We start from the raw sequence: 24,462 nt of genomic DNA, 5'->3' as shown, positions 1-24,462 counted from the left end.
TTTCATCTCTGTGGTTTCAGGGGTGGAATTCCTTCGTTGTTTACAGAAAACAGGAGTCAAAAATGAAAAGAAACCGAAAATACTGGAAAACAAGTGCCAAGGCAGCTCTCAGAGGAAACTGGATCATCGCGATCGCGGGAATGCTGGCTTATATGGCGGTGAACTTTCTGGGAAATGTCCTTTCGCTGGAGCTTTTTCCGGGAAATTCTATGCTGGAGATCGCAGCCGGGCAGATTTTTGTATTTGTTGTGTCGCTGATCGCGATGGTATTCGGTACAGGATACAGCTATATGATGTTGAATATGAGCAGAGGCAGGGAGTTCAGCCTTGGAAATCTTCTGTATATGTTTCATAATCAGCCGGACAGAGTGCTGATCGCGGCATTTGTAATGGCACTTCTGAACACAGTTTCACAGCTTCCGATCTATTTTGCGGTATATCTGACCGATCCAGGAAGCACGATCGAAGCGCAGATGAACTGGATGCAGATGATCATGGGAATCATGATCCTGAGTGTAGTACTGAATGTACTTATCACAGTACCGCTTGCGCTCAGTTTTTATCTTCTGGCAGATAATCCGGAGATGGGAGGAGTAGAGTCCCTGAAACAGAGCATGCGTTTGATGAAGGGACATATCTGGCAGTATCTTATGCTGCAGCTAAGCTTTGCACCGCTGCTGATCGTGTCGCTTCTATTCATGGGGATTCCGCTTCTGTGGGTACTTCCGTATATGGAAGCGTCTGAAACGGCTTTTTACAGAGATATTCTGGGAGAGTTTGATGAGCCGGAGAAGAAGGAAGAGTCTTTTTACAAAAATACGGCATCAGACGATTATAATGCAGAAGCATAGTTATTAAGCAGATTTATTTACGGGCACAAAAGGAGATTTTTATTTATGGATATTATTCAGGTGATAACCGACGAACTTAAAGTACAGAAATGGCAGGTAGAGGCTGCTGTAAAGCTGATCGATGAGGGATGTACGATCCCGTTTATTTCCCGTTATCGTAAAGAAGCGACAGGCTCTCTGAACGATGAGCAGCTCCGTACCCTGCACGAAAGACTTCTTTACCTGAGAAATTTGGAAGATAAGAAAAATCAGGTACTTACAAGCATTGAAGAGCAGGGCAAACTGACACCGGAACTGAAGAAGCAGATTCTGGATGCCAAGACCCTCGTAGTAGTAGAGGACCTTTATCGTCCATACCGTCCAAAGAGACGTACAAGAGCGATCATTGCGAAGGAAAAAGGACTTGAGCCGCTGGCGAATATCATCATGCTTCAGATGACAAAGAAACCGCTGGAAGAGGAAGCTAAAGCTTTTCTTTCTGAGGAAAAAGGCGTGGAGACCGTAGAGGACGCGCTGAACGGAGCGAAGGATATTCTGGCAGAGACGATTTCTGATGAGGCAGATTATCGAATCTATATCCGTGACCTTACCATGAAAAAAGGTTCTGTTGCATCTGCAGCGAAGAAACCGGAAGAGTCTTCTGTATATGAGATGTACTATGAATTTGAGGAGCCGATCAAGAAGCTTGCCGGACATCGTGTGCTCGCCCTGAACCGTGGTGAGAAGGAAAAAATCCTCACAGTCAAGGTAAATGCACCGGAGGAAGAAATTCTTGGCTGGCTGCAGAAGCAGGTCCTGGCAAAGGATAATCCGATCACAACACCGGTTCTCCGTGAAGTAGTGGAGGACAGCTACAAGCGTCTGATCGCCCCGGCGATCGAGAGGGAGATCCGCAGCAGCCTGACAGAAAACGCTGAGGACGGTGCGATCCATGTCTTTGGAAAAAACCTTGAGCAGCTTCTGATGCAGCCTCCGATCGTAGGCAAAGTTGTCCTCGGCTGGGACCCGGCATTCCGTACAGGATGCAAGCTGGCAGTCGTAGATCCTACCGGAAAAGTGCTGGATACGACTGTGATCTATCCGACAGCACCGACTAATGAGAAGAAGATCCAGGCGGCAAAAGATACACTTAAGAAACTGATCAGGAAATACAATGTTTCTCTTATTTCTCTTGGAAATGGAACAGCGTCCAGGGAGTCTGAGCAGATCATTGTGGAACTGCTTAAGGAAATCCCGGAGAAAGTTCAGTATGTGATCACGAATGAGGCTGGTGCTTCTGTATATTCCGCGAGCAAGCTGGCAACAGAGGAGTTCCCGAATTTTGATGTGGGACAGAGAAGTGCGGCTTCCATCGCAAGACGTCTTCAGGATCCGCTTGCAGAGCTCGTTAAGATCACACCGCAGTCGATCGGTGTCGGACAGTATCAGCATGATATGAACCAGAAGAAGCTTGGTGAGGCACTGAGTGGAGTTGTTGAGGACTGTGTAAATAAGGTTGGTGTGGATCTGAATACGGCGTCTGCATCGCTTCTGGAGTATATTTCCGGTATCAGCAAGGCGATCGCGAAAAATATCGTTGCGTATCGTGAGGAGAACGGCAGGTTTGAGAGCCGTCGTGAGCTTCTCAAGGTTGCGAAGCTCGGACCGAAGGCGTTTGAGCAGTGTGCAGGATTCGCGCGTATCACAGGCGGCAAGAATCCACTGGATGCAACGAGTGTGCATCCGGAGAGTTATGAGGCAGCGCAGAAGCTTCTGGAAAAACTTGGCTATGCACCGGAGGATATCACGGTTGGCAAGCTGAGCGGAATCTCAAAGCAGATCAAAAATTACAAGAAGCTCGCAGAGGAGCTTGGCGTAGGAGAGCCGACACTTCGTGACATCGTTAAAGAGCTGGAAAAACCGGCAAGAGACCCACGAGATGAGATGCCGAAACCGGTTCTGAGGACGGATGTACTTGATATGAAGGATCTGAAAGAGGGTATGATCCTTAAGGGTACAGTGCGAAATGTGATTGATTTTGGAGCTTTCGTAGATATCGGAGTGCATCAGGATGGACTGGTGCATATTTCTGAGATGAGTGAGAAATATATCAAACATCCGCTTGAGGCAGTGTCTGTTGGAGATGTTGTGGATGTGCGCGTGATCGGCGTAGACCTCAAGAAAAAAAGAATCAGTCTTTCTATGAAGGGAACGAAGTAGGAGACGGTATATGCGTGGTCGTGTGACGAAGCTGTTCCCCATCTCAAACACCCAGCCCCTCCGCTCCTCAAGACTCACCATAATACCGGAATGGGGAGCAAGGGGGACGCGGTACGCGAACGGCCGTAGGTCGTTGTGTACCGCTGGGATGTTTGGAGTATGGAGGCAGTGGAAGGAACTTTTAACTCAGCAGAGCGGAGTCATTACTGAATTCCTGGCCGCTGGCTTTTTCGAATTGGTCGAGGAGGTCGCGTACGGTCAGTTTCTTTTTTTCTTCACCCTGGATATCCAGGATGATCTTGCCTTCCATCATCATGATCAGACGATTTCCATGGATGATCGCGTCCAGCATATTATGAGTGATCATCATTGTAGTCAAGTGATCCCGGTTTACGATCATTTCTGTGATCTCAAGTACCTTCGCCGCTGTCTTTGGGTCGAGTGCTGCGGTATGTTCGTCCAGCAGAAGCAGCTTCGGCTTCTGAAGCGTAGCCATAAGCAGTGTCAGCGCCTGTCTCTGTCCACCGGAAAGAAGTCCGACCTTGGAAGTAAGACGGTCCTCAAGTCCCAGACCAAGGATCTTAAGTAATTCTTTATATTCTGCACGTTCTGCCTTTGTGATACCGGGTTTCAGCAGACGAAGTTTTCCACGACGTTTCGCCAGTGCAAGATTTTCTTCGATACCCATTGTAGCAGCAGTACCAGTCATAGGGTCCTGGAAAACACGTCCCAGGTAGGCTGCTCTCTTATGTTCTGATAATTTCGTAACATCAACACCATCAATGATGATCTGTCCTTCATCGATCATCCATGTACCCGCAACTGCATTCAGCATGGTAGATTTACCGGCACCATTTCCACCGATAACTGTAACAAAATCTCCTTCATTCAGAGTGAGGTTCAGACCGTTCAGAGCCACTTTTTCATTGATAGTTCCAGGATTAAAAGTTTTGTAAATGTTTTTCAGCTCAAGCATCAGTTGTTACCTCCACGTTTCGTAGGTTTTGAAAAATATTTTGCTTTCCAGTAAGGTACAGCAAGGAAGATCGCTACTACAAGTGCAGACAGCATCTTCAGAAGGTCTGTATCGATTCCGAGCCAGATAACAGTCTGGAGTACCAGATAGTAGAGGATAGAACCAAATGCAACGCTCAGAAGACGAAGAGCAAAGTTGCGGAAGATCTTTCCGAAGATTGCCTCGCCGATGATAACAGCAGCAAGACCGATAACGATCGCGCCACGTCCCATGTTGACATCAGCGAATCCCTGATACTGTGCAAGAAGTGCACTGGAAAGAGCAACCAGTCCGTTGGAGATCATAAGTCCGAGTACCTTGCATACATCTGTGTTGATACCCTGTGCACGGGACATATTCGGGTTACATCCGGTAGCACGGAGAGAACATCCGAGTTCAGTACCGAAGAACCAGTACAGGATCGCGATCAGAACAACGATAAAGATTGCAACGATCAGAATTGTATTCTGATAAAATGGAACATTTTTGACATTTCGAAGGGAAACAAGAAGGTTGTATTTGTTTCCGTTGACTGCCTGGTTTGCTTTGCCCATGATCTTGAGGTTGGCAGAGTAAAGACCAAGCTGTGTCAGGATTCCGGCAAGGATCGCCGGGATTCCCATGAAAGTGTGGAAGATTCCTGTTGCAAGACCGGCAAGCATTCCTGCGCCGGTTGCAGCAAGCATGGATACCCAGATGTTATGACCGCTCATAAGCATCATAACGCAGACAGCACCTCCGGTACACATGGTACCATCAACAGTAAGGTCGGCTACGTCCAGAATACGGAAAGTAAGATAGACACCGATTGCCATGATCCCCCATATCAGACCCTGGGCAGAAGCACCCGGAAGTGCATTGATTAAGCTCATAATGTTCATTTTTATAGTTCCTCCTGATGACACAGAAAGCGAGAAAGGTTATTCCTCTCCCGCTGTCAGTGTGAATTTGTGATTTTAGATTAATTGTCAGAATTATTCAGCTTCTTCAGCAGTATCTTCCTCTGCTGTGTCGTCTGCTGCTTCTGCATCAGCATCCTCGGATGTTTCTTCTTCGTCTGCTGCATCGTCAGCACCGATTGCCACATAGTCATCCGGAACTGTGATTCCAAGTTCGTCACAGATCTCCGGGTTGTATTCTTTGGTGAACTGTGGAGCATATTCGATTGGCATTGTGGAAATGTCTTCTCCGTCAACGAGAACTTTGAGTGCCATTTTACCTGTAGCAACACCAAGGTCATAGTAGCTGATGGAAAGAGTAGCAACACCGCATCCCTGGCAGATACCTTCTTCACCGGCGATTACCGGAACTTTCTCCGGAAGGCAGATGTTGTTGATGATCTCTGTGTTGGAAGCAACTGTGTTATCTGTTGGTACGTAGATCACATCGCTTTCTGTAGCAGCTGTAGTAGCTACGGAAGAAAGGTCGTTGGAATCTGAGAATGCGTAGTAAGTGCAGGTGTATCCTAATTTTTCAAGGGCATCCTTTACTGTATCTACCTGGTACTGGGAGTTTGCTTCTGCGGAGCAGTAAACAAGTCCGACGTTCTTTGCATCCGGGAACAGTTCGTTGAGCATTGCTGCCTGCTGATCCAGTGGAGCAAGGTCAGATGTACCGGAAATGTTGGTTCCAACAGTTCCGTCGAAATCGTCAAGGTCAAGTGCAACACCATATTCGGTAACTGCAGTACCAAGGATCGGGATATCTGCTGTACCAGCTGAAGCTGCCTGAAGTGCAGGAGTTGCGTTTGCAAGGATCAGGTCTACACCGTCAGAAACGAAGTCTGTGATGATAGTAGAACAGGTATTGGAATCACCCTGTGCGTTCTGCTCATCAAATGTAACTTTGTCGCCAAGTTCTTCTGTGATGGCATCCTTGAATCCCTGTGTTGCTGCGTCAAGTGCCTCATGCTGTACAAGCTGGCAAATACCGATGTTGTAAGTTTTATCATCTGCATTATCTGCTGCGAATACGCTGACACCGCCCATGCCAACTACCATTGTTGCAGAAAGAACACCTGCTAAAATCTGCTTTTTCATATTTCAAGTCCTCCTGTTTTGTTGATTCACACTTGAATCGAATTAACTTTTTAAAGTATAACGCTTTAACGCGAAAAAGTCAAGGAGAAATGCTGAGACTTCGGACAAAACCGCCAAAGATTTCCTATTTAAGATTATGCGAAATAAAATACAAAAAAAATTAGGGTGTCAAATAAATAATGCGTTTTTGTTCGAATTTATTGACAATTTGCAGATCGGAATGTATAGTAAAAGCACTTGCAAAGAGGCGTAACAGAAAGTGTTGTGCCTCTTTTGTTCGGTGAACTGTAGGTAGAGGAGAAAAGAGAAAATGGAGGAAAGAAGAATGAAAAAAGCATTGGCAATCGGACTTGCAGCAGCAATGGCAGTTTCTATGACAGCACCTGTATATGCAAGTGATGACAGCGAAAGTGGCGCAGGAATCGCAAAGGAAGACATCAAGATTGGTGCGATTTATATCGGAGATGAGAACGAAGGCTATACAGCAGCTCATATGGCTGGTATCGACGAAATGGTAGAGAACCTTGGACTGGATGATTCACAGGTCATCGAGAAAACTCTGATCGGTGAAGACGAAGGATGCTACGATGCAGCAGCAGACCTTGCAGACCAGGGATGTCAGATCATCTTTGCAAACAGCTTTGGACATGAAACTTATATCCTTGAAGCAGCAGGAGAATATCCGGACGTTCAGTTCTGTCATGCAACAGGAACTCAGGCAGCATCAAGCGGACTTTCCAACATGCACAACTACTTCACAAATATTTATGAAGCACGTTATGTATCCGGTGTAGTAGCAGGTCTGAAACTGAATCAGATGATCGAGGACGGCACTATTACAGAGGATAACTGCAAAATGGGTTATGTAGGTGCATTCCCGTACGCAGAGGTTATTTCCGGATACACTTCCTTCTACCTTGGAGCTAAGAGCGTATGCCCGTCCGTAACAATGGAAGTTAAATACACAAACAGCTGGGCAAGCTTCGACCTTGAGAAAGAATGTGCAGATGCCCTGATCTCTGACGGATGTGTTCTGATCAGCCAGCATGCAGATACAACAGGTGCTCCTACAGCATGTGAAGCAGCAGGCGTTCCTTGCGTTGGATACAACATTGATATGACATCCGTTGCTCCTAACACAGCACTTACATCCGCATCCATGGACTGGGGTGTATATTACACATATGCAGTACAGTGCATGCTTGATGGCACAGCAATCGATACTGACTGGTGCAAAGGCTTCTCCGATGGTGCAGACAAGATCACACCACTCAACGAGAACGTTGTAGCAGAAGGAACAGATGAGAAAGTAAAAGAAGTAGAAGACGCACTTGCAGACGGATCTCTTCATGTATTTGATACCTCTACATTCACAGTAGATGGCAAAGAACTTACTACCTATAAGAAAGACGGCAGCGACACAGAATACGTTTCTGACGGATACTTCCATGAATCCGAATATGGTTCTGCACCGGCATTCGATGTAGCGATCGACGGAATCACTTCTATTACAGAATAAGAATTGAAACAGGCAGGGCTGCTCGTCAGCAGCTCTGCTTTTTTCTTGTCTATAGACAGAAAAAAGGAGGGAATGACAGTGGGAGAAACTTATGCACTTGAACTTAAGGATATTTCCAAGCGTTTTGGATCCGTCCAGGCGAATGACCATGTAAATCTCACGCTGAGAAAATCAGAGATTCTTGCGATCCTGGGTGAAAACGGAAGCGGCAAGACAACTCTCATGAATATGATCTACGGAATTTATTATCCGGATGAAGGACATATTTTTGTAAATGGCAAGGAGGTAACAATCTGTTCGCCGAAGGATTCCTACGAACTTGGAATCGGTATGGTACATCAGCATTTCAAACTGGTAGATGTACTGACAGCAGCCGAAAATATCGTCCTGGGTCTGCCGGGCAAGGCAAGACTCAATATGAAAAAGATCACAGAGGATATCCAGAAACTGGTCAACAAGTACGGATTTGACCTGGATCTTTCAAAGAAAATCTACGAAATGTCCGTTTCCGAGAAACAGACCGTCGAAATCGTAAAGATGCTTTATCGTGGTGCCAGGATCCTGATACTGGATGAGCCGACAGCCGTGCTGACACCGCAGGAAGCCGACCGATTATTTGATATCCTTCGTAACATGAGAGATGACGGATGTGCGATCATCATTATCACGCATAAACTGCAGGAGGTTCTTGCACTGTCTGACCGCGTGGCGATCCTTCGTAAAGGCCAGTATATTGACACTGTGGAAACTGCCCAGGCAAATGTGCAGAGCCTTTCTGAAATGATGGTTGGCGCAAGAGTTGACCTGAATATCGAGCGTCCGAAGCCGGAGAATATAAAGCCGCGCCTGGTCATTGAAGGCGTAAACTGTAAGGACAAAGACGATGTCAAAACTCTGGATGATGTAGATCTGACAGTAAACACAGGTGAGATCCTTGGTATTGCCGGTATTTCAGGAAGCGGCCAGAAGGAACTTCTGGAGGCAATCGCCGGTCTGCAGGATGTAGAAAGTGGTTCCATCCGACTTCTGGATGACAATGGAAGCGGAATGGAACTTTCCGGAATGGATTCCATTTCTATCAATGAAGCAGGAATCAGTCTTGCTTTCGTTCCTGAGGACCGTATCGGTATGGGACTCGTCGGAGACATGGATATGACCGATAATATGATGCTTAGAAGCTACCGCAACGGCAAAAGTCCTTTCCTCGACCGTAAAGGTCCGAGAGCCCTTGCACAGAAGATCAAAGATCAGCTTGAAGTCATGACACCGAGTATTTCCGCTCCGGTCCGCCAGATGTCCGGTGGAAATGTCCAGAAAGTTCTGGTTGGACGTGAGATCGCACAGAACCCGAAAGTTCTCCTTGTCGCTTTCCCGACACGAGGCGTGGATATCAACACTTCTCATGTTATCTATCAGCTTCTGAACGAACAGAAGAAAAAAGGCGTTGCAGTTGTCTGCGTCATTGAGGATCTGGACGTTGTACTGGAACTCTGTGACCGTATCGCAGTTCTCTGTGGCGGCAGGATCAGCGGAGTGGTTGACGGAAGAACAGCGACCAAAGAGGGAATCGGTCTTCTCATGACGAAGCACGAAAAAGGAGGGGCTGTCAATGAATAAAGAACCTTTCTTACAGGTAAGTAAACGAAGAAACAAAGCCGGATGGCAGGAAAGACTTCTGATCCGTTTTATCGCACTGATCCTTGCACTGATCGTGTGTGGTGCAGTGATCGTGGCACTTGTCAAAATGAATCCGGTAGATGTATACAAAGCAATCTGGGATGGAGCCATGGGCTCCGAGCGCCGTATCTGGCAGACGATCCGTGATACGATGATCCTTCTGTGTATCGCGATCGGTCTTGCACCGGCATTCAAGATGAAATTCTGGAACATCGGTGCAGAAGGCCAGATCCTGATCGGTGGAGCATGCTCTGCAGCAGTAATGATCTATGCAGGGGACAAAATGTCACCGATTCTGCTTCTGATCGTAATGTTTATTGCAAGTGCCATTGGCGGCATGATCTGGGGAATGATCCCGGCAGTATTCAAGGCATACTGGAATACCAATGAGACACTGTTCACACTGATGCTGAACTACGTTGCGATGCAGGTCGTTACCTACTGCATTGTTTTCTGGGAAAATCCAAAAGGATCCAATACAGTCGGTATCATCAATCAGGCAACACAGGCAGGATGGCTGCCAGAACTCTTTGGACAGAAATATGGATGGAATGTGCTGATCGTCCTGATCCTGACAGTCGGTATGTTCATCTACCTGAAATACTGCAAACAGGGTTATGAGATCGCTGTAGTCGGTGAGAGTGAAAATACCGCCAGATATGCAGGTATCCATGTAAAGAAAGTCATCATCCGTACCATGGCAATTTCCGGTGCGATCTGCGGTATCGCAGGATTTGTAATTGTCAGCGGCGCGAGCCATACGATCTCTACCGCGACAGCAGGTGGCCGCGGATTTACAGCGATCATCGTTGCGTGGCTTTCCAAATTCAATACCTTTATTATGGTAGCTGTTTCTTTTGGTATCGTATTCATGGATCAGGGTGCTGTTCAGATCGCGACACAGTATGGACTGAACGAGAATGCATCTGATGTAATCCTTGGAATCATTCTGTTTTTCCTGATCGGAGCAGAATTTTTTATCAATTACAGAGTAAAGCGTGCAAAGAAATAGGAGGAAGATGCAATGAGTGTACTGACCATTTTTATTCAAAAAGCAATTGTCCAGGGCATCTGTATTCTGTATGGTGCGCTTGGAGAGATCATGACGGAAAAATCCGGTAACCTGAACCTTGGTATCCCGGGAATCATGTACATGGGAGGTATCGCCGGACTGATGGGAGCCTTCCTTTATGAAAAAGACAATCCGAACCCGAATGCTTTTGTCGGAGTTCTGATATCGTTTGTATGTGCATTTGCATGTGCAATGATCGGTGGACTGATCTACAGTATCCTGACGATCACACTTCGTGTAAACCAGAACGTAACAGGTCTTGCCCTTACCATCTTTGGTACTGGATTTGGTAACTTCTTCGGTGGTTCCATCTCCAAACTTGCCGGTGGTGTCGGACAGATTTCTGTTAAGGTAACAGGAAGTGCCTATACGGCAAAAATCCCTGGCTTATCCAAGATCCCTGTGATCGGACCGATCTTATTTAACTACGGATTTATGACTTATCTCTGTGTGATCGCAGCGATCGCACTGTCATTCTTCTTATTTAAAACGAGAATGGGACTGAACCTCCGTGCGATCGGTGAGAACCCGGGAACTGCAGATGCAGCCGGTATCAACGTTATCAAATACAAATATCTGTCAACCTGTATCGGTGCAGGCCTGGCAGGACTTGGCGGTCTGTATTTCGTAATGGAATACTCCGGTGGAACCTGGACAGATAACGGTTTTGGTGACCGTGGATGGCTTGCAGTCGCACTGGTTATCTTTGCACTGTGGAAACCGCTCAATGCGATCTGGGGAGCATTCCTCTTTGGGGCACTTTACATCCTGTACCTGTATATTCCGGGACTCGGAAGAAGCATGCAGGAAGTATTCAAGGCTCTTCCATATGTCGTAACCATCATCGTTCTGGTATTCACAAGCTTCCGAAAGAAGAAAGAACATCAGCCGCCGGCTGCACTGGGACTTCCGTATTTCCGCGAAGAACGATAAGAATATAGTATTAAATTCATAGAGACACTGATATATTTTTGAAAATGTTTTTCAAAATTGTCAGTGTCTTTATTATTTTCTATTGCATTGTAAGAAAGTTAGTTGTATAATATCTCTCAGATAAAAGAAAATTCTTCGGGGCAGGGTGACTGATTTACAGAAGATCGGAATTCCCTACCGGCGGTATAGTCCGCGACCCGCGTAATGCGGCTGATCTGGTGACTGGCTTACAGAGAGTCAGAATTCCGGAACCGACAGTAAAGTCTGGATGAGAGAAGAACACGAATAATTCATACGTGCTCAGTACCCCGGGAAGATGATTCCGGGGATTTTTTATGCTGCAAAACCGATTTCTTTTTACAAATAAGAGTCGTTTGCCACAGCATAGCGTAGAATTTTCTTTAAAAAAAGATAATTCAAAGGAGAGAGAAGTATGAGTGAACAGGTTTTAAGAAATGGAAATGTAATGCAGAGGAGCCGTACTCGGACGATCACACAGGTTGCGATGCTGGGAGCCCTTGCAGGTATCCTGATGAATTTTGAATTTCCAATTCCGTTCCTGGCGCCGTCTTTCTATCAGCTGGATTTCTCAGAAATCCCGGTACTGGTAGGAGCTTTTGCGATGGGACCGGTAGCAGGTATTTTTATCGAGCTTGTCAAGATTCTGGTGCATCTGGTAACAATGGGAACTGTAACAGCAGGTGTTGGTGATTTTGCAAACTTCCTTTTTGGATGTACATTTGTAGTACCGGCAGGACTGATCTACAGACTCCATAATGTAAAGAGCCGTAAGCATGCAGTTATGGGAATGGCAGCAGGTACAGTACTGACAACAGCAGCAGCCTGCCTGATGAATGCATTTGTTCTTCTTCCGGCATATGGTAAAGCATTTGGTATGCCAATCGAAGCTTTCATCGAAATGGGAGCAGCAGTAAATCATTCCGTAAACAGTCTTCTTGGTTTCGTTGCACTGATCATTGTTCCATTTAACTTATTCAAATATATCCTGATGTCAGTGATCGTGTTCTTTATTTACAAACGAATCCGCGTAGTTCTCAAGGGTGACTGATTCATTCACACCGGAGAACACACAGTATAATATTGCACGGTAGATTTGTGCAGGAAAGAAGGTTCTCTATAATATGGGAAAAATTCATGATGTACAAAAACTTACAGACAACCGTTTCGTCAATCTCTACCATGTAGATGCGACCAGCGTACATAATACACCGGTATCTTATTACGTGGCATCCAGAGCAAAGGACATTCCATCCCTCAAGATGAAGACCGGACGCAATGATCCGGACGGAGTGATCATTTACAGTGTTTACGGCGAGAAGAAGGATAAGGTTGTTCTGATCCGCCAGTACCGCTATGCGCTGGGCGGTTACATCTATGAATTCCCGGCAGGGCTTGTAGAGCCGAACGAGGACTTTCACGAGGGTGCTGTCCGCGAGATGCACGAGGAGACCGGACTGAAACTCGAACCGCTCAAAGTAGACCCGGCTTATGAGAAGCCATACTTTACCACGATCGGCATGACAGACGAATCCTGTGCAACCGTTTATGGCTATGCCAGCGGCGAGATCAGCAAGGCAGCCCAGGAGGACACTGAGGAGATCGAAGTCGTCCTCGCAGACCGCGACGAGGTCAGAAGGATCCTTAAGGAAGAAAATGTTGCCATCATGTGTGCTTACATGCTGATGCATTTTCTGAAGGACGAGGAGCCTTTCGCCTTCCTCAGATAAAATTAAAAAATAATAAAAAGAGTAGCTTGACAAAGCGTTTATGACCATGTTATATTTTGATTGGTTGTAGTGTGTAACTCGATTTAGGAGGCATTAACTATACATAACAAGGAGTGTTTATGTGTATTAGTGCCTTTTTTTTGTATAAAAACACCTACATAATACACATACTCACTTCTTAACAATAAATTTAGGGATGTGCCAAAGGCACAGGAAAAAGGAGTATGTGAAATGAAGGACAAGATTTTCAGTGTTCTGCAGCGAGTGGGACGAAGCTTTATGCTCCCGATCGCAATCCTTCCGGTAGCCGGTCTTCTTCTCGGAATCGGAAGCTCATTTACCAATGCAACCACGATCGAAACGTATCACCTGACAAGTATTCTCGGTGAGGGAACGATTCTGAACGCCCTCCTGATGATCATGAACAAGGTAGGAAGTGCAGTATTTGACAACCTGCCCCTGATCTTTGCTGTAGGTGTTGCGATCGGTATGGCAAAAAAAGAAAAAGAAGTATCCGCTTTATCAGCAGTTATCGCGTATTTCGTAATGAACACAGCGATCAACGCAATGCTGACCATTACAGGACAGATCCTCGACAACGGCGAGATCGCTGAGTCTGTACTGGAAGGAACCATCACTTCTGTATGTGGTATCCAGTCCCTGCAGATGGGTGTGTTTGGCGGTATTATCGTAGGACTTGGTGTGGCGGCACTCCACAATAAGTTTTACAGGATCCAGCTTCCGAATGCACTGTCATTCTTCGGAGGCACGAGATTTGTACCGATCATTTCCACAATTGTATATATGTTTGTGGGAATTCTTCTTTACTTTGTATGGCCGGTTGTCCAGAACGGAATTTACGCACTGGGCGGACTGGTAACAGGTTCCGGATATGTAGGAACCCTGATCTTCGGACTTATTAAGAGAGCTCTGATCCCGTTTGGTCTGCATCACGTATTCTACATGCCTTTCTGGCAGACAGCCGTAGGCGGTACGATGGAAGTTGCCGGACAGATGGTTCAGGGCGGACAGAATATTTTCTTTGCACAGCTTGCTGATTCTGCAAATATTGCACATTTCAGCGCAGATGCAACCAGATATTTCTCTGGTGAGTTTATCTTTATGATTTTTGGTCTCCCGGGAGCAGCTCTGGCTATGTATCAGTGTGCAAAACCTGAGAAGAAAAAAGCTGCCGGCGGTCTTCTTCTTTCCGCGGCACTTGCATGTATGGCAACAAGTATCACCGAGCCTCTGGAATTCTCCTTCCTGTTTGTTGCTCCGGCACTGTTTGCAGTACAGGTAGTTCTTGCCGGAACTGCATATATGATCGCACATATGCTGAACATTGCGGTAGGACTTACATTCTCAGGCGGACTGCTCGACTTCTTCCTGTTTGGTATCCTTCAGGGAAATGCCAAGACAAGCTGGATGAGAGTAATCCCGGTTGGTATTATTTATTTCTTCTTATATTATTTTATTTTCAAATTCATGATCAAGAAGTTCAACTTCAAGACTCCTGGTCGTGAAGATGATGACACAGAAACAAAACTTTACACAAAGGCCGATGTAAATGCCCGCAGAGAAGCAGGACAGGCAGGAGCAGCAGCTTCTGAAGACGCTGTCAGCGAAGCGATCACAAGAGGTCTTGGCGGTAAGAAAAATATCAGTGATGTCGACTGCTGTGCAACCAGACTTCGTTGTACAGTCAAAGATGCTTCCAGAGTAAACGACGGAATCCTCAAGGCAACAGGAGCATCAGGCGTGGTACACAAAGGACAGGGCGTTCAGGTCATCTATGGGCCAAACGTAACAGTAATTAAGTCAAACCTTGAAGACTATCTGGAAACTGCACCGGATACTTATGCGGAAGCAGAAACTACAGAGAGCGTTCAGGAAACAGCAGACAAGACACAGGAAGCAAAAGAACAGAAGGTCGTAGAGAGAATCGTGATCTCCAGCCCGATCACAGGACTGGCAGCAGATCTTGCTACTGCACCGGACGAAGCTTTTGCTCAGAAAATGATGGGCGATGGTGCCGTTGTAACACCGGAAGATCCGTTTGTACGAGCTCCGGAAGACGGCGAAGTTGCATTTGTTTTTGACACAAAACATGCCATTGGATTCGTGACAGACTCAGGAATCAGTCTGCTGATCCATGTGGGAATCGATACTGTAAAACTGAACGGCGAGGGATTTGAAGCACTGGTAGAAAGCGGTCAGACAGTCAAGAAGGGTGATCCGATGCTCAAGCTGGATCTGGAATACCTGAAAGCGAATGCACCTTCTATCACATCACCGGTTCTTTGTACAGAACTGGAGGATAATCAGAGAATCCATCTGCTGCAGGAGGGTCAGATCAAAGCCGGAGAACCGCTCTTTGAGATCGAGGTTCTTCAGTAAGAACGACCCTGGATGGGGAAGAGACGGATGAAGTACAGGATAGCAAAATTATTAAATCACAATTCTTTTATCGGACTTGAAGGAAATTCAAATCAGGAATGCCTGATCATGGGCAAGGGAGTTGCTTTTGGCAAGAAAGTGGGACAGACGATCGAAGTGCCACAGGATACCAGAGTCTACTCACTCAAAGAACTGACAGAGCGCGGGGATGCCAGAGAGATCATTAATTCAGTTTCTCCGGTATGTCTGGAACTTGCGAATGAAGTGCTCAGAGAAGCAGAGAAGGAATTCGGCAAGGTTGACCGTTCGATCCTTTTTCCGATGGCAGATCATCTTGATTTTGCGATCCGGCGTATCCAGAAGGGAGAGCAGATCAGCAATCCTCTCACGGAAGACATCCGTATCCTGTTTTACAAGGAATACAAGGTGGCTGGCTGTATAGCACCTCTTCTGAAGCAAAAACTTCAGATAGAGCTTGATGAACATGAGACGGGTTATATCGCCCTTCATGTTCACTCAGCCATTGTAGATGAAAAGGTTTCACAGGCCATGGAGATCGCCCGGACTGTCCGGGAATGTATTTCTCTTGTTGAGAAAGAAACAGGCAATTCCATCGATGTGATGTCACTGGCATATAACCGTCTGATGAACCATGTACGTTACATGGTGGCAAGAACGATTCACGGTGAGAAACTCAAGATGAATCTGAACGAATATATGTCCGTGAAGTTCCCGGAGGCATTTGATGCAGCCGAGAGGATCTGTCATGAGATGGAGAAGCGTCTGGGACTGCCGATGCCGGATATCGAGATCGGCTACCTGGCAATGCATCTGGAGCGCATGCTGGACAGTGAGACCGAATAAAAATGTTTATTAATAAAAATATATAAAGAAGAGGAGAAAAACAACATGAAAACATTCGAGTACACAATCAAAGACGAACTGGGAATCCACGCAAGACCGGCAGGACTTCTTGTAAAAGAAGCAAAGAAGTATGAGTCCGAGTGCACAATCACAAAAGACGGCAAAACAAAGAAACTTACACAGCTTATGATGCTGATGTCCCTCGGTGTAAAACAGGGCGAAACTGTAACTGTAACAGCTGAAGGTGCTGACGAAGACGCTGCAATTGCAGGCCTCAAAGAATTCTTCGAAGCAAATCTGTAATCAGTCCGATCCAAAACCTGGAATGGGTATAACATAACAGTAATGCAGGAGGAAGTAAGGATGCAGTGTTTTCAGGGAAAATCTGTTTATAAAGGAATAGCTATGGGACCGATCGTGGTTCTCAAGAAAGATGATTATCAGGTCAAAAGAACCAGGATCGAAGACCCGGAAGCAGAAGTGAAGCGTGTGGATGCTGCACTGGAGAAATCCAAAGAGCAGCTCCAGAAATTATATGACAAGGCAGTCAAAGAAGTTGGTGAGGCCAGCGCAGCCATTTTTGAAGTACATCAGATGATGCTTGAAGATGATGATTATCTGGAAGCGATCCAGAATACCATCTGCACAGAGCAGGTCAATGCAGAGTATGCCGTAGCAACAACCGGTGACAATTTTGCAGAGATGTTCGCATCTATGGATGACGATTACATGAAAGCGCGTTCCGCAGATATCAAGGATATCTCCGAGCGTCTTGTACGTAACTTAAGCGGACAGGAGGACACAGATTTAAGCTCTATCGATCCGTCTGTGATCGTAGCTGATGACTTAAGCCCAAGTGAAACTGTTCAGATGGACAAGGATAAGATTCTTGCATTTGTGACTGTTCATGGTTCTACCAACTCTCATACAGCGATCCTTGCCCGTATGATGAACATTCCGGCTCTGATCGGTGTTCCGATGGATCTTGATGAACTTAAGACCGGTATGACAGCAGTCGTAGATGGCTTCGAAGGAACCGTTACCTTTGATCCGGACGAGGAGATCAAAGCACAGACTGAGAAGAGAATGGAAGAAGAAGCAGAGAAACTCAAACTTCTTCAGGAATTAAAAGGCAAAGAAAACGTAACCTTAGATGGACACAAGATCAACATCTATGCGAACATCGGAAGTGTTGGTGACATCGGTTATGTCCTCGAGAATGATGCCGGCGGAATCGGTCTTTTCCGAAGCGAATTCCTTTATCTTGGAAGAAACGACTTCCCGACAGAGGAAGAGCAGTTCCAGGCTTACAAGCAGGCAGTACAGATGATGGCTGGCAAGAAAGTTATCATCCGTACCCTTGATATCGGTGCTGACAAACAGGTAGATTATTTCAACCTCGGAAACGAAGATAACCCGGCTCTGGGATATCGTGCGATCCGTATCTGCCTGACACAGCCGGATATCTTTAAGACACAGCTCCGTGCACTTCTCCGTGCCGCTGTTTATGGAAATCTTTCCATCATGTATCCGATGATCACTTCCACAGAGGAAGTAAAGAAAATCTATGAGATCGTAGCAGAAGTAGAAGCAGAGCTCAAAGAGCAGGAGATCCAGTACAAACTTCCTGAACAGGGAATCATGATCGAAACTCCTGCAGCAGCGATCATCAGCGATAAGCTTGCTGAGATGGTTGACTTCTTCAGTATCGGAACCAACGACCTGACCCAGTACACCCTTGCTCTTGACCGTCAGAATGCGAAACTGGATGACTTCTATAATCCTCATCACGAAGCAATCCTCCGCATGATCCAGATGGTCGTAGACAACGCACACAAATGCGGCAAATGGGCAGGAATCTGCGGCGAACTTGGTGCAGATGCAACCCTTACCGAGCAGTTTGTATGCATGGGCGTAGACGAGCTTTCCGTAGCTCCGTCCATGATCCTCAAACTTCGTAAGATCGTCCGCGAGATGAAAAAAGTGGAAGATTGATCAATAGTGTGGAAAAACAGACTCTCGTCTGACACGGCGAGGTGGATAAAACACCTCGCGTGCCGGGCGGGAGTTTTTTGTTTGCGAAATAAGAAAAAATGAAAATGAAAACCGTTTTCATATTGACACATCATCAGAATGTGCTATAATATGAAAACGGTTTTCAATTTGTATAAAAATATCAGATATAGATTTGTTTGCCGGGCATTCCGGCGGAAGGAAGATATTATGGGAAGTAAAGCACCTTATCAGACAAAGCAGATGGCACAGCTTTTATCATATCTCAGGACCGTGGAGGGAACACATGTGACGGTCGCAGATGTCTGTCTGCATTTTAAAGAACAGGGAATTACGATCGGAACAACGACAGTTTACCGCAATCTGGAGAGGATGGTGGAACAGGGGCTGGTCGCCAAATACAATGTGGACGGGACGAGCAGTGCCTGTTTTGAATATCTCGGAGCAGAGGAACACTGTCACAAGACATCCTGTTTCCACTGCAAATGTGAGAAATGTGGAAAACTGATCCATCTTCACTGTGAGGATGTGGTTAAACTGGAACAGCATCTGATGGAGAGCCACGGATTCCAGATGGACCCGTGCAGGACAGTTTTTTACGGAATCTGCGAGGACTGCCGGAAATCCGAAGCAGTTCATATCAAAGGAAAATAAGCAGATAATAATTATAGAAGAAAAGGAGCAGACCAATGAAAAAATGGATCATGAGTTCGCTGGCGATCCTGCTGGGAATCTTAAGTATCAGCATTCCTCTGGCGGGAGTGCGTACAGCGGAAGCAGGAACAACAGAGGACTCAGGCAAAAAATTAAAGATCGTGACCACCATTTTTCCAGAATACGACTGGACACGGGCAGTTCTTGGAGACCGGGAGGCGGATGTCGACCTGACCATGCTTCTTGATAATGGAACAGACCTTCACAGTTTCCAGCCGGCAGTGAAGGATATCATGAAAGTATCAAGCTGCGACCTTCTGATCTATGTGGGCGGCGAGTCCGACCAGTGGATCGAGGATGCTCTGGAATCGGCTCAGAATAAGGATATGAAGACAATCAATCTGATGGAAGTTCTCGGCGATACCATCAAGGAAGAAGAAAAAGTTGAGGGCATGCAGGAAAGTGGCCATGGACATGAAGACGAGGATGAGAAGGAATACGATGAGCATGTCTGGACATCCCTCCGAAATGCGTCAGTGATCTGTGGCATCATCGCGGAGACACTTGAAGAGATGGACCCTGAAAATAAAGATGTCTATGCATCCAACGCAGCGGCTTATCAGGAAAAACTTTCTGATCTGGATACAGAATACCAGAATACAGTGGACAGCGCGAAACAGAACACACTTCTCTTTGCAGACCGCTTTGCATTCCGCTATCTGGTGGATGATTACGGACTGAATTATTATGCAGCCTTTTCCGGCTGTTCCGCGGAGTCTGAGGCAAGTTTCAAGACAGTGACATTCCTTGCCGAAAAGCTGGATGAACTGGGACTTAAAACCGTGCTGACCATCGAGAAATCAGACGACCGGATCGCGCAGACCGTGATCGAAAACACCGAGACGAAAGATCAGAAGATACTGGAACTGAACTCCATGCAGTCGATCACTTCTGATGAGATCGCAGATGGCGTAACGTATCTTTCCGTGATGGAAGATAACCTGAATGTGCTGAAAGAGGCACTGAATTAATGGATGATCGCAGATGGAAAACAGATCCATCTGCTTGAGATAACAAACTGTCCATGACAGGAGGGACAACAATGGCGCAGCTTACATGCAAAAATCTTACACTTGGATACGATAACCGGGCGATCCAGGAAGATCTGAATTTCTCCATCGACGCAGGTGATTACCTCTGCATCGTAGGAGAAAACGGTTCCGGTAAATCTACATTAATGAAAACACTTCTCCATCTGCAGCCGCCGATCAGCGGCACGATCGAACTGGGAGACGGACTTAAGAAAAACGAGATCGGATATCTCCCACAGCAGACCCTGGTGCAGAGGGATTTCCCGGCATCAGTGCGGGAGATCGTTCTGTCCGGATGCCAGAGCCGCTGCGGACTGCGACCATTTTATAACAAAGAAGAAAAGCGTGTTGCACAGAAAGCAATGGAAAAAATGATGATCCAGGATCTTGCCGATCATTGCTACAGAGAGCTTTCCGGCGGGCAGCAGCAGAGAGTCCTTCTCGCAAGAGCACTCTGTGCAGCACAGAAGATCCTTCTTCTCGATGAGCCGGTCTCCGGTCTGGATCCACGAGTGACCGCAGAGATGTATCAGCTTATCAAGGATCTGAATAAGAAAGATGGAATTACGATCATTATGATCTCACACGACATTGCGGCGGCAGTAAAATATGCAACACATATCCTGCATATCGGAGAGCACTGCTTCTTCGGTACCAAGAAACAATATCTCGAAAGCAGTCTGGGCAAAGCATTCACCGGACAGGAAGGGGAGGAATAAGATGTTTGAGACACTTCATATGTATTTTCAGTATCCGTTCGTGCGCTACGCACTGATCGTAGGTGTACTGATCGCACTGTGCTCCTCCCTTCTGGGCGTGACACTGGTATTGAAGAGATTTTCTTTCATCGGTGACGGACTTTCCCATGTGGCATTTGGTGCCATGGCAATTGCGTCCGTACTGAACATCACCAACAATATGCTGTTCATCCTTCCGGTGACTGTGATCTGTGCGATCCTGCTTCTCCGTGCAGGACAGAACACAAGGATCAAGGGAGATGCGGCGATCGCAATGATCTCCGTCGGTGCGCTGGCGATCGGTTATCTTCTGATGAATCTTTTTTCTACAAGTCCGAATATTTCAGGGGATGTGTGCAGTACGCTGTTTGGCTCCACTTCCATCCTGACCCTGACAAAAGGCGAGGTATGGCTGTGCGCGATCCTCTCTATCGTAGTTGTGGCGATTTTTATCTTATTTTATAACAAGATCTTTGCAGTGACATTCGACGAAAACTTCGCAAAAGCGACCGGAACCAGGGCGAATGCCTATAATCTTCTGATCGCGGTTGTGATCGCAGTGATCATTGTTCTGGCAATGAATCTGGTTGGATCACTTTTGATCTCAGCACTGGTGATCTTCCCGGCACTTTCTGCGATGAGATTATTCAAATCTTTCCGCTCTGTGACGATCAGTGCGGCGGTGATGTCTGTGATCAGTGCAACTGCCGGAATCCTGATTTCAATTTTGGCAGGAACGCCGGTCGGATCTACGATCGTGGCAGTGGATATTGCAGTATTTCTGATTTCTTATGGTATTGGAAGAATCACAGGAAGATAAATTGTTTATAGTAATAAAATATCTCAGTCAGAGCCGAAACTCCAACTGAGATATGGATGAACAGATATGGAATTGTTGATAGCGGAATGCTTGCAGAAACCGATCAGATTTCTACGAGGATTCCGTGTTCTTTATCATAACGGCAGTATTTGCCATGCTCAGAGATAAACGGCTGATAGGTATCTGTACGTGTGTCTTTGACATAAACAACACCAGTCGCGATCATCTGCACGAGAGAAAATCTCTTGCTGAGGCTTGAAATCCACGCATAAGTCTTGTTATCACCGGAATCAGCAGCGAGAAGGCTGTAACCGCCTTCACATGGTTTCAGAGAGAAGTAGATCTTCTCTGGTTTGGTACTCTCGGTGAAGACCTGGCTGGTTATGTAAGAGGAGAAATTTTTCTTTACAAATGCCTGGAAAGAATGCAGTGTATAAACCTCTCCACTGACTTCATCCGTAATTCTGTCCCCGCGCTCCAAACGGTTCTTGATCAGTGTCAGGACCTCGATTGTCCAGTTGATAAAAGAAATACTGCTGTAGCTCATGCTTTCCTGAAGCTGATCGATCAGTTTCTTTGACAAAACATTTGATTTCGTCGCCTCGTTAAAAAGTTCTTCGTTCATAAAATACACCCTCCGTCATAGTTTTTACGTTCCAATTGATATTTTTTATTATAAATTGATATTGTGCAAAAAGCAATGAAAAACCATTAAAATAGAATGAAAATTATGTAAAACTCACATATCATGAATTGTACAAAATGCAACACACCACGGGATCTGGGGAAACTCAGGTCCCATTTTTGTTGCCAAAAAGCAGGGAATCGGATAGAATAATAACAAATACTAAAAAATGTTTTGGATGTTTAACAGGACGGATATTTAATGAAAGAAACAGAGAAAAAACAGACGCATTTTTTGCGTATTGCAATGATGGTCCTTACGACGATACTGATCGTATTATTTTTTATGATCATGTCTATGGTGGGCAAGATCCAGGGAACGGCCCGTGTCATTAACTATGCGGGACTGGTGCGCGGCGGCACGCAGCGTATGGTCAAGCTGGAGATTTCCGGGGAGCCGCAGGATAAGATGTATGAGACGATCTCGTCCTATATTGAAGGACTGCGCTATGGAAGTGACAAGTTGAATTTTGTGCGTCTTGCGGATAAGAATTTTCAGAACAAGATGGACGAGCTTGCACAGTGTTTTGAAGAAGAACTCAGAAGTGAACTTCTCCTTGTCAGGGAAAAAGGTTACGAGAACACCGATATTATTTCGAAGAGCGAGCATTTTTTCCAGATTTGTGACGAGGCGGTCAGCTACGCGGAAGTTTATTCCCAGAAAAAAGCCACAGCCCTGGATAAACTGGAAAAAGTAGTTTTGGCGGATATCCTGGGCCTGGTTCTGATCATCGGAACAGAACTTGTCAAGGCAGTCCGTTTTGCCGCACAGAACAGGATCCTTCAGAAAAAAGTCTACCTCGATGAAGCAACCGGGCTTCCAAACAAGAATAAATGTGAGGAGATCCTTAATGCTCCAGATCCGATCCCGGCAGATGAACTGGTTGCGATGTGCGTATTTGACCTGAATAATCTGCGAACGATCAACAATAATCTTGGTCATGACAAAGGTGACGAATACATCCGTTCTTTTGCAATACAGCTTCGCGAGGCTGTCCCGGAGGAATTTTTTGCAGGGCGTGACGGCGGTGATGAGTTTATAGCTGTCCTTAAGGGACTTGACCACAATGGTGTTCGGGAATGTCTTCAGAATATCAGGGATCATGCGGCAGAATACTCCCGCAAAAATCCGGAAATGCCGATCAGTTATGCGGCAGGTTACGCATTGTCGAGTGATTTCGACGGCTGTACTATGAGAGACCTGTTCCGTTTTGCGGACAAAAACATGTACATTGACAAGAATAGGGCAAAGATGGAAGAAGCGGCAGCGAAGCAGAAGATGAATATTCAGATCCTTGAGAACATCTCTGCACAGGGCTATGAATTTTCGAGCTGCATGTACTGTGATGCTTTGCTGGATCAGTATTATGTGCTGAGATCCAGTTCGAAATTTTTCCTTGCAGATGACGGAAGTTACTCCGGTGCCGTTGAGCAGATCATACAGGAACTTTCTACAGAGGAGAACAGGAAAGATCTCCGTCTTCAGCTTCAGATCGAATACCTGAGCGAGCATCTGACAAAAGATTCCGGGAAATTTGAGCTTCCATATCAGTATCAGTACGGCGAAAATGTGTACCGTGGCAGAATGACGCTTCTGTATCTCAACGGGACAGAGGATGGACGACTGCATCATTTTATCCTGGGATTTGAGACTTTCCAGAACCGAAATGAGAACGAGGCGAACGAAAAACACCGGCTGGCACGTTATTACGAGCAGCTTCGGCAGTCGATCGTGGAGAATGGAAACTACGCGGAGGCACTTTTGCAGACAGCACATTCTGTCTATACAGTAGACCTGACGAATGACAGGCTGGAGAGTGCTTTTTATCATACGAAATCAAAAAAAATTACTTTTGAGGTTCAGACACCATGTTCTTACGATGATTATTGCAGCGAGCGCAGAGCCTATATAACAGAAGACACCATGGAAAATTACCGTATCGTGGATTCTTCTTCCAAGCTTCTTCAGCGATTTGAGACGGGTTCTAGGCAGGTAACAGTGGAATACCGCGAAAAGAGTGATGATAACGCTCTTGTCTGGCTCCAGAAAACCGTTCTGATGTCCAGAGACACCGTATATGACTCAAAGACCAACAAAGAAAGTACAGTAGTATTTCATCCTTTAATTAACTCGACTTTTTGACAG

At 46.1% G+C, this 24,462-nt stretch carries 21 protein-coding genes and 1 riboswitch; of the genes, 17 read left to right on the top strand and 4 right to left on the bottom strand.

Features of this window, described 5'->3' with window-relative positions:
• Positions 1-62: 62 nt before the first annotated feature.
• Together QZL69_RS04515 and QZL69_RS04510 are read left to right on the top strand one after the other, a co-directional pair.
• Positions 63-851, top strand: a complete 789-nt coding sequence (locus tag QZL69_RS04515) for a DUF975 family protein (protein ID WP_022214036.1) — start codon at positions 63-65, stop codon at positions 849-851.
• A gap of 45 nt (positions 852-896) precedes the next feature.
• Positions 897-3,050: a Tex family protein gene (locus QZL69_RS04510; protein ID WP_022214035.1), complete on the top strand. Its 2,154-nt coding sequence runs from the start codon at positions 897-899 to the stop codon at positions 3,048-3,050.
• Between the two features lie 181 nt (positions 3,051-3,231).
• Here QZL69_RS04510 and QZL69_RS04505 read toward each other — a convergent pair whose 3' ends face one another.
• The 3 genes from QZL69_RS04505 to QZL69_RS04495 all read right to left on the bottom strand — a co-directional run bounded on the left by QZL69_RS04505 (position 3,232) and on the right by QZL69_RS04495 (position 6,104).
• On the bottom strand, positions 3,232-4,026 hold the full coding sequence (locus QZL69_RS04505) for an ABC transporter ATP-binding protein (RefSeq protein WP_022214034.1): 795 nt from the start codon (positions 4,024-4,026) through the stop codon (positions 3,232-3,234).
• On the bottom strand, positions 4,026-4,946 hold the full coding sequence (locus QZL69_RS04500; protein ID WP_022214033.1) for an ABC transporter permease: 921 nt from the start codon (positions 4,944-4,946) through the stop codon (positions 4,026-4,028). The genes QZL69_RS04505 and QZL69_RS04500 overlap by 1 nt, the downstream gene beginning before the upstream one ends.
• A 93-nt stretch (positions 4,947-5,039) precedes the next feature.
• The gene (locus QZL69_RS04495) at positions 5,040-6,104 is read right to left on the bottom strand and encodes an ABC transporter substrate-binding protein (RefSeq protein ID WP_022214032.1); all 1,065 of its coding nucleotides are present in this window, start codon (positions 6,102-6,104) and stop codon (positions 5,040-5,042) included.
• A 361-nt stretch (positions 6,105-6,465) separates the two neighbouring features.
• Here QZL69_RS04495 and QZL69_RS04490 point away from each other — a divergent pair, with 361 nt between their 5' ends.
• From QZL69_RS04490 to QZL69_RS04425, 14 genes are all read left to right on the top strand, one after another.
• Positions 6,466-7,623 carry a BMP family ABC transporter substrate-binding protein gene (locus tag QZL69_RS04490; RefSeq protein ID WP_417192302.1) on the top strand — a complete coding sequence of 386 codons (1,158 nt, stop codon included), beginning with the start codon at positions 6,466-6,468 and terminating at the stop codon, positions 7,621-7,623.
• A gap of 78 nt (positions 7,624-7,701) precedes the next feature.
• A complete protein-coding gene (locus QZL69_RS04485) occupies positions 7,702-9,240 on the top strand; it encodes an ABC transporter ATP-binding protein (RefSeq protein ID WP_022214030.1) in 1,539 nt (512 codons plus the stop codon).
• Complete coding sequence (locus QZL69_RS04480) at positions 9,233-10,312, top strand: ABC transporter permease (protein WP_022214029.1); 1,080 nt, start codon at positions 9,233-9,235, stop codon at positions 10,310-10,312. Before QZL69_RS04485 ends, QZL69_RS04480 begins: the two co-directional genes overlap by 8 nt.
• 12 nt (positions 10,313-10,324) lie before the next feature.
• Positions 10,325-11,305, top strand: coding sequence for an ABC transporter permease (locus QZL69_RS04475; RefSeq protein ID WP_022214028.1), 981 nt, complete (start codon positions 10,325-10,327; stop codon positions 11,303-11,305).
• Positions 11,306-11,432: 127 nt separating this feature from the next.
• Positions 11,433-11,589, top strand: a riboswitch (FMN riboswitch).
• A 149-nt stretch (positions 11,590-11,738) separates the two neighbouring features.
• Positions 11,739-12,374, top strand: a complete 636-nt coding sequence (locus tag QZL69_RS04470) for an ECF transporter S component (RefSeq protein ID WP_022214027.1) — start codon at positions 11,739-11,741, stop codon at positions 12,372-12,374.
• A 73-nt stretch (positions 12,375-12,447) separates the two neighbouring features.
• Positions 12,448-13,053, top strand: a complete 606-nt coding sequence (locus tag QZL69_RS04465) for an NUDIX hydrolase (RefSeq protein ID WP_022214026.1) — start codon at positions 12,448-12,450, stop codon at positions 13,051-13,053.
• A gap of 231 nt (positions 13,054-13,284) precedes the next feature.
• Positions 13,285-15,453 (top strand): PTS transporter subunit IIABC, encoded by a 2,169-nt coding sequence (locus QZL69_RS04460; protein ID WP_022214025.1) that lies wholly within the window; start codon positions 13,285-13,287, stop codon positions 15,451-15,453.
• 27 nt (positions 15,454-15,480) lie between these two features.
• A complete protein-coding gene (locus QZL69_RS04455) occupies positions 15,481-16,317 on the top strand; it encodes a PRD domain-containing protein (RefSeq protein ID WP_022214024.1) in 837 nt (278 codons plus the stop codon).
• Positions 16,318-16,362: 45 nt separating this feature from the next.
• On the top strand, positions 16,363-16,620 hold the full coding sequence (locus QZL69_RS04450) for an HPr family phosphocarrier protein (RefSeq protein WP_022214023.1): 258 nt from the start codon (positions 16,363-16,365) through the stop codon (positions 16,618-16,620).
• A gap of 60 nt (positions 16,621-16,680) precedes the next feature.
• Positions 16,681-18,312: a phosphoenolpyruvate--protein phosphotransferase gene (gene ptsP / locus QZL69_RS04445; RefSeq protein WP_022214022.1), complete on the top strand. Its 1,632-nt coding sequence runs from the start codon at positions 16,681-16,683 to the stop codon at positions 18,310-18,312.
• Between the two features lie 228 nt (positions 18,313-18,540).
• Positions 18,541-18,984, top strand: a complete 444-nt coding sequence (locus QZL69_RS04440; protein WP_022214021.1) for a Fur family transcriptional regulator — start codon at positions 18,541-18,543, stop codon at positions 18,982-18,984.
• A gap of 35 nt (positions 18,985-19,019) precedes the next feature.
• Positions 19,020-20,015, top strand: a complete 996-nt coding sequence (locus tag QZL69_RS04435; RefSeq protein WP_022214020.1) for a metal ABC transporter substrate-binding protein — start codon at positions 19,020-19,022, stop codon at positions 20,013-20,015.
• Between the two features lie 71 nt (positions 20,016-20,086).
• On the top strand, positions 20,087-20,794 hold the full coding sequence (locus QZL69_RS04430) for a metal ABC transporter ATP-binding protein (protein ID WP_022214019.1): 708 nt from the start codon (positions 20,087-20,089) through the stop codon (positions 20,792-20,794).
• A gap of 1 nt (position 20,795) precedes the next feature.
• Positions 20,796-21,632, top strand: coding sequence for a metal ABC transporter permease (locus tag QZL69_RS04425; RefSeq protein WP_022214018.1), 837 nt, complete (start codon positions 20,796-20,798; stop codon positions 21,630-21,632).
• Positions 21,633-21,735: 103 nt separating this feature from the next.
• On the opposite strand, the gene QZL69_RS04420 is transcribed toward QZL69_RS04425, so the two are convergent.
• Entirely contained in the window at positions 21,736-22,257 is a 522-nt protein-coding gene (locus tag QZL69_RS04420) for a hypothetical protein (RefSeq protein ID WP_022214017.1), read from the bottom strand.
• 261 nt (positions 22,258-22,518) lie between these two features.
• Here QZL69_RS04420 and QZL69_RS04415 point away from each other — a divergent pair, with 261 nt between their 5' ends.
• A complete protein-coding gene (locus QZL69_RS04415) occupies positions 22,519-24,459 on the top strand; it encodes a GGDEF domain-containing protein (protein ID WP_022214016.1) in 1,941 nt (646 codons plus the stop codon).
• Positions 24,460-24,462: the final 3 nt, after the last annotated feature.

Source organism: Blautia sp. CAG:237, assembly GCF_000436615.1.
In the GTDB taxonomy this organism is placed as follows: Bacteria; Bacillota; Clostridia; order Lachnospirales; family Lachnospiraceae; genus Blautia_A; species Blautia_A intestinihominis.
The sequence above is the reverse complement of the archived record's forward strand: the minus strand, read 5'-3'. Positions and strand labels throughout refer to the sequence as shown.

Bases quoted from the DNA above. Each gene is read 5' to 3' on its own strand.
- QZL69_RS04515 (WP_022214036.1), top strand. From the start codon at position 63: ATGAAAAGAAACCGAAAATACTGGAAAACAAGTGCCAAGGCAGCTCTC.
- QZL69_RS04510 (WP_022214035.1), top strand. From the start codon at position 897: ATGGATATTATTCAGGTGATAACCGACGAACTTAAAGTACAGAAATGG.
- QZL69_RS04505 (WP_022214034.1), bottom strand. From the start codon at position 4,026: ATGCTTGAGCTGAAAAACATTTACAAAACTTTTAATCCTGGAACTATC.
- QZL69_RS04500 (WP_022214033.1), bottom strand. From the start codon at position 4,946: ATGAACATTATGAGCTTAATCAATGCACTTCCGGGTGCTTCTGCCCAG.
- QZL69_RS04495 (WP_022214032.1), bottom strand. From the start codon at position 6,104: ATGAAAAAGCAGATTTTAGCAGGTGTTCTTTCTGCAACAATGGTAGTT.
- QZL69_RS04490 (WP_417192302.1), top strand. From the start codon at position 6,466: ATGGCAGTTTCTATGACAGCACCTGTATATGCAAGTGATGACAGCGAA.
- QZL69_RS04480 (WP_022214029.1), top strand. From the start codon at position 9,233: ATGAATAAAGAACCTTTCTTACAGGTAAGTAAACGAAGAAACAAAGCC.
- QZL69_RS04475 (WP_022214028.1), top strand. From the start codon at position 10,325: ATGAGTGTACTGACCATTTTTATTCAAAAAGCAATTGTCCAGGGCATC.
- QZL69_RS04470 (WP_022214027.1), top strand. From the start codon at position 11,739: ATGAGTGAACAGGTTTTAAGAAATGGAAATGTAATGCAGAGGAGCCGT.
- QZL69_RS04465 (WP_022214026.1), top strand. From the start codon at position 12,448: ATGGGAAAAATTCATGATGTACAAAAACTTACAGACAACCGTTTCGTC.
- QZL69_RS04460 (WP_022214025.1), top strand. From the start codon at position 13,285: ATGAAGGACAAGATTTTCAGTGTTCTGCAGCGAGTGGGACGAAGCTTT.
- QZL69_RS04455 (WP_022214024.1), top strand. From the start codon at position 15,481: ATGAAGTACAGGATAGCAAAATTATTAAATCACAATTCTTTTATCGGA.
- QZL69_RS04450 (WP_022214023.1), top strand. From the start codon at position 16,363: ATGAAAACATTCGAGTACACAATCAAAGACGAACTGGGAATCCACGCA.
- ptsP (WP_022214022.1), top strand. From the start codon at position 16,681: ATGCAGTGTTTTCAGGGAAAATCTGTTTATAAAGGAATAGCTATGGGA.
- QZL69_RS04440 (WP_022214021.1), top strand. From the start codon at position 18,541: ATGGGAAGTAAAGCACCTTATCAGACAAAGCAGATGGCACAGCTTTTA.
- QZL69_RS04435 (WP_022214020.1), top strand. From the start codon at position 19,020: ATGAAAAAATGGATCATGAGTTCGCTGGCGATCCTGCTGGGAATCTTA.
- QZL69_RS04430 (WP_022214019.1), top strand. From the start codon at position 20,087: ATGGCGCAGCTTACATGCAAAAATCTTACACTTGGATACGATAACCGG.
- QZL69_RS04425 (WP_022214018.1), top strand. From the start codon at position 20,796: ATGTTTGAGACACTTCATATGTATTTTCAGTATCCGTTCGTGCGCTAC.
- QZL69_RS04420 (WP_022214017.1), bottom strand. From the start codon at position 22,257: ATGAACGAAGAACTTTTTAACGAGGCGACGAAATCAAATGTTTTGTCA.
- QZL69_RS04415 (WP_022214016.1), top strand. From the start codon at position 22,519: ATGAAAGAAACAGAGAAAAAACAGACGCATTTTTTGCGTATTGCAATG.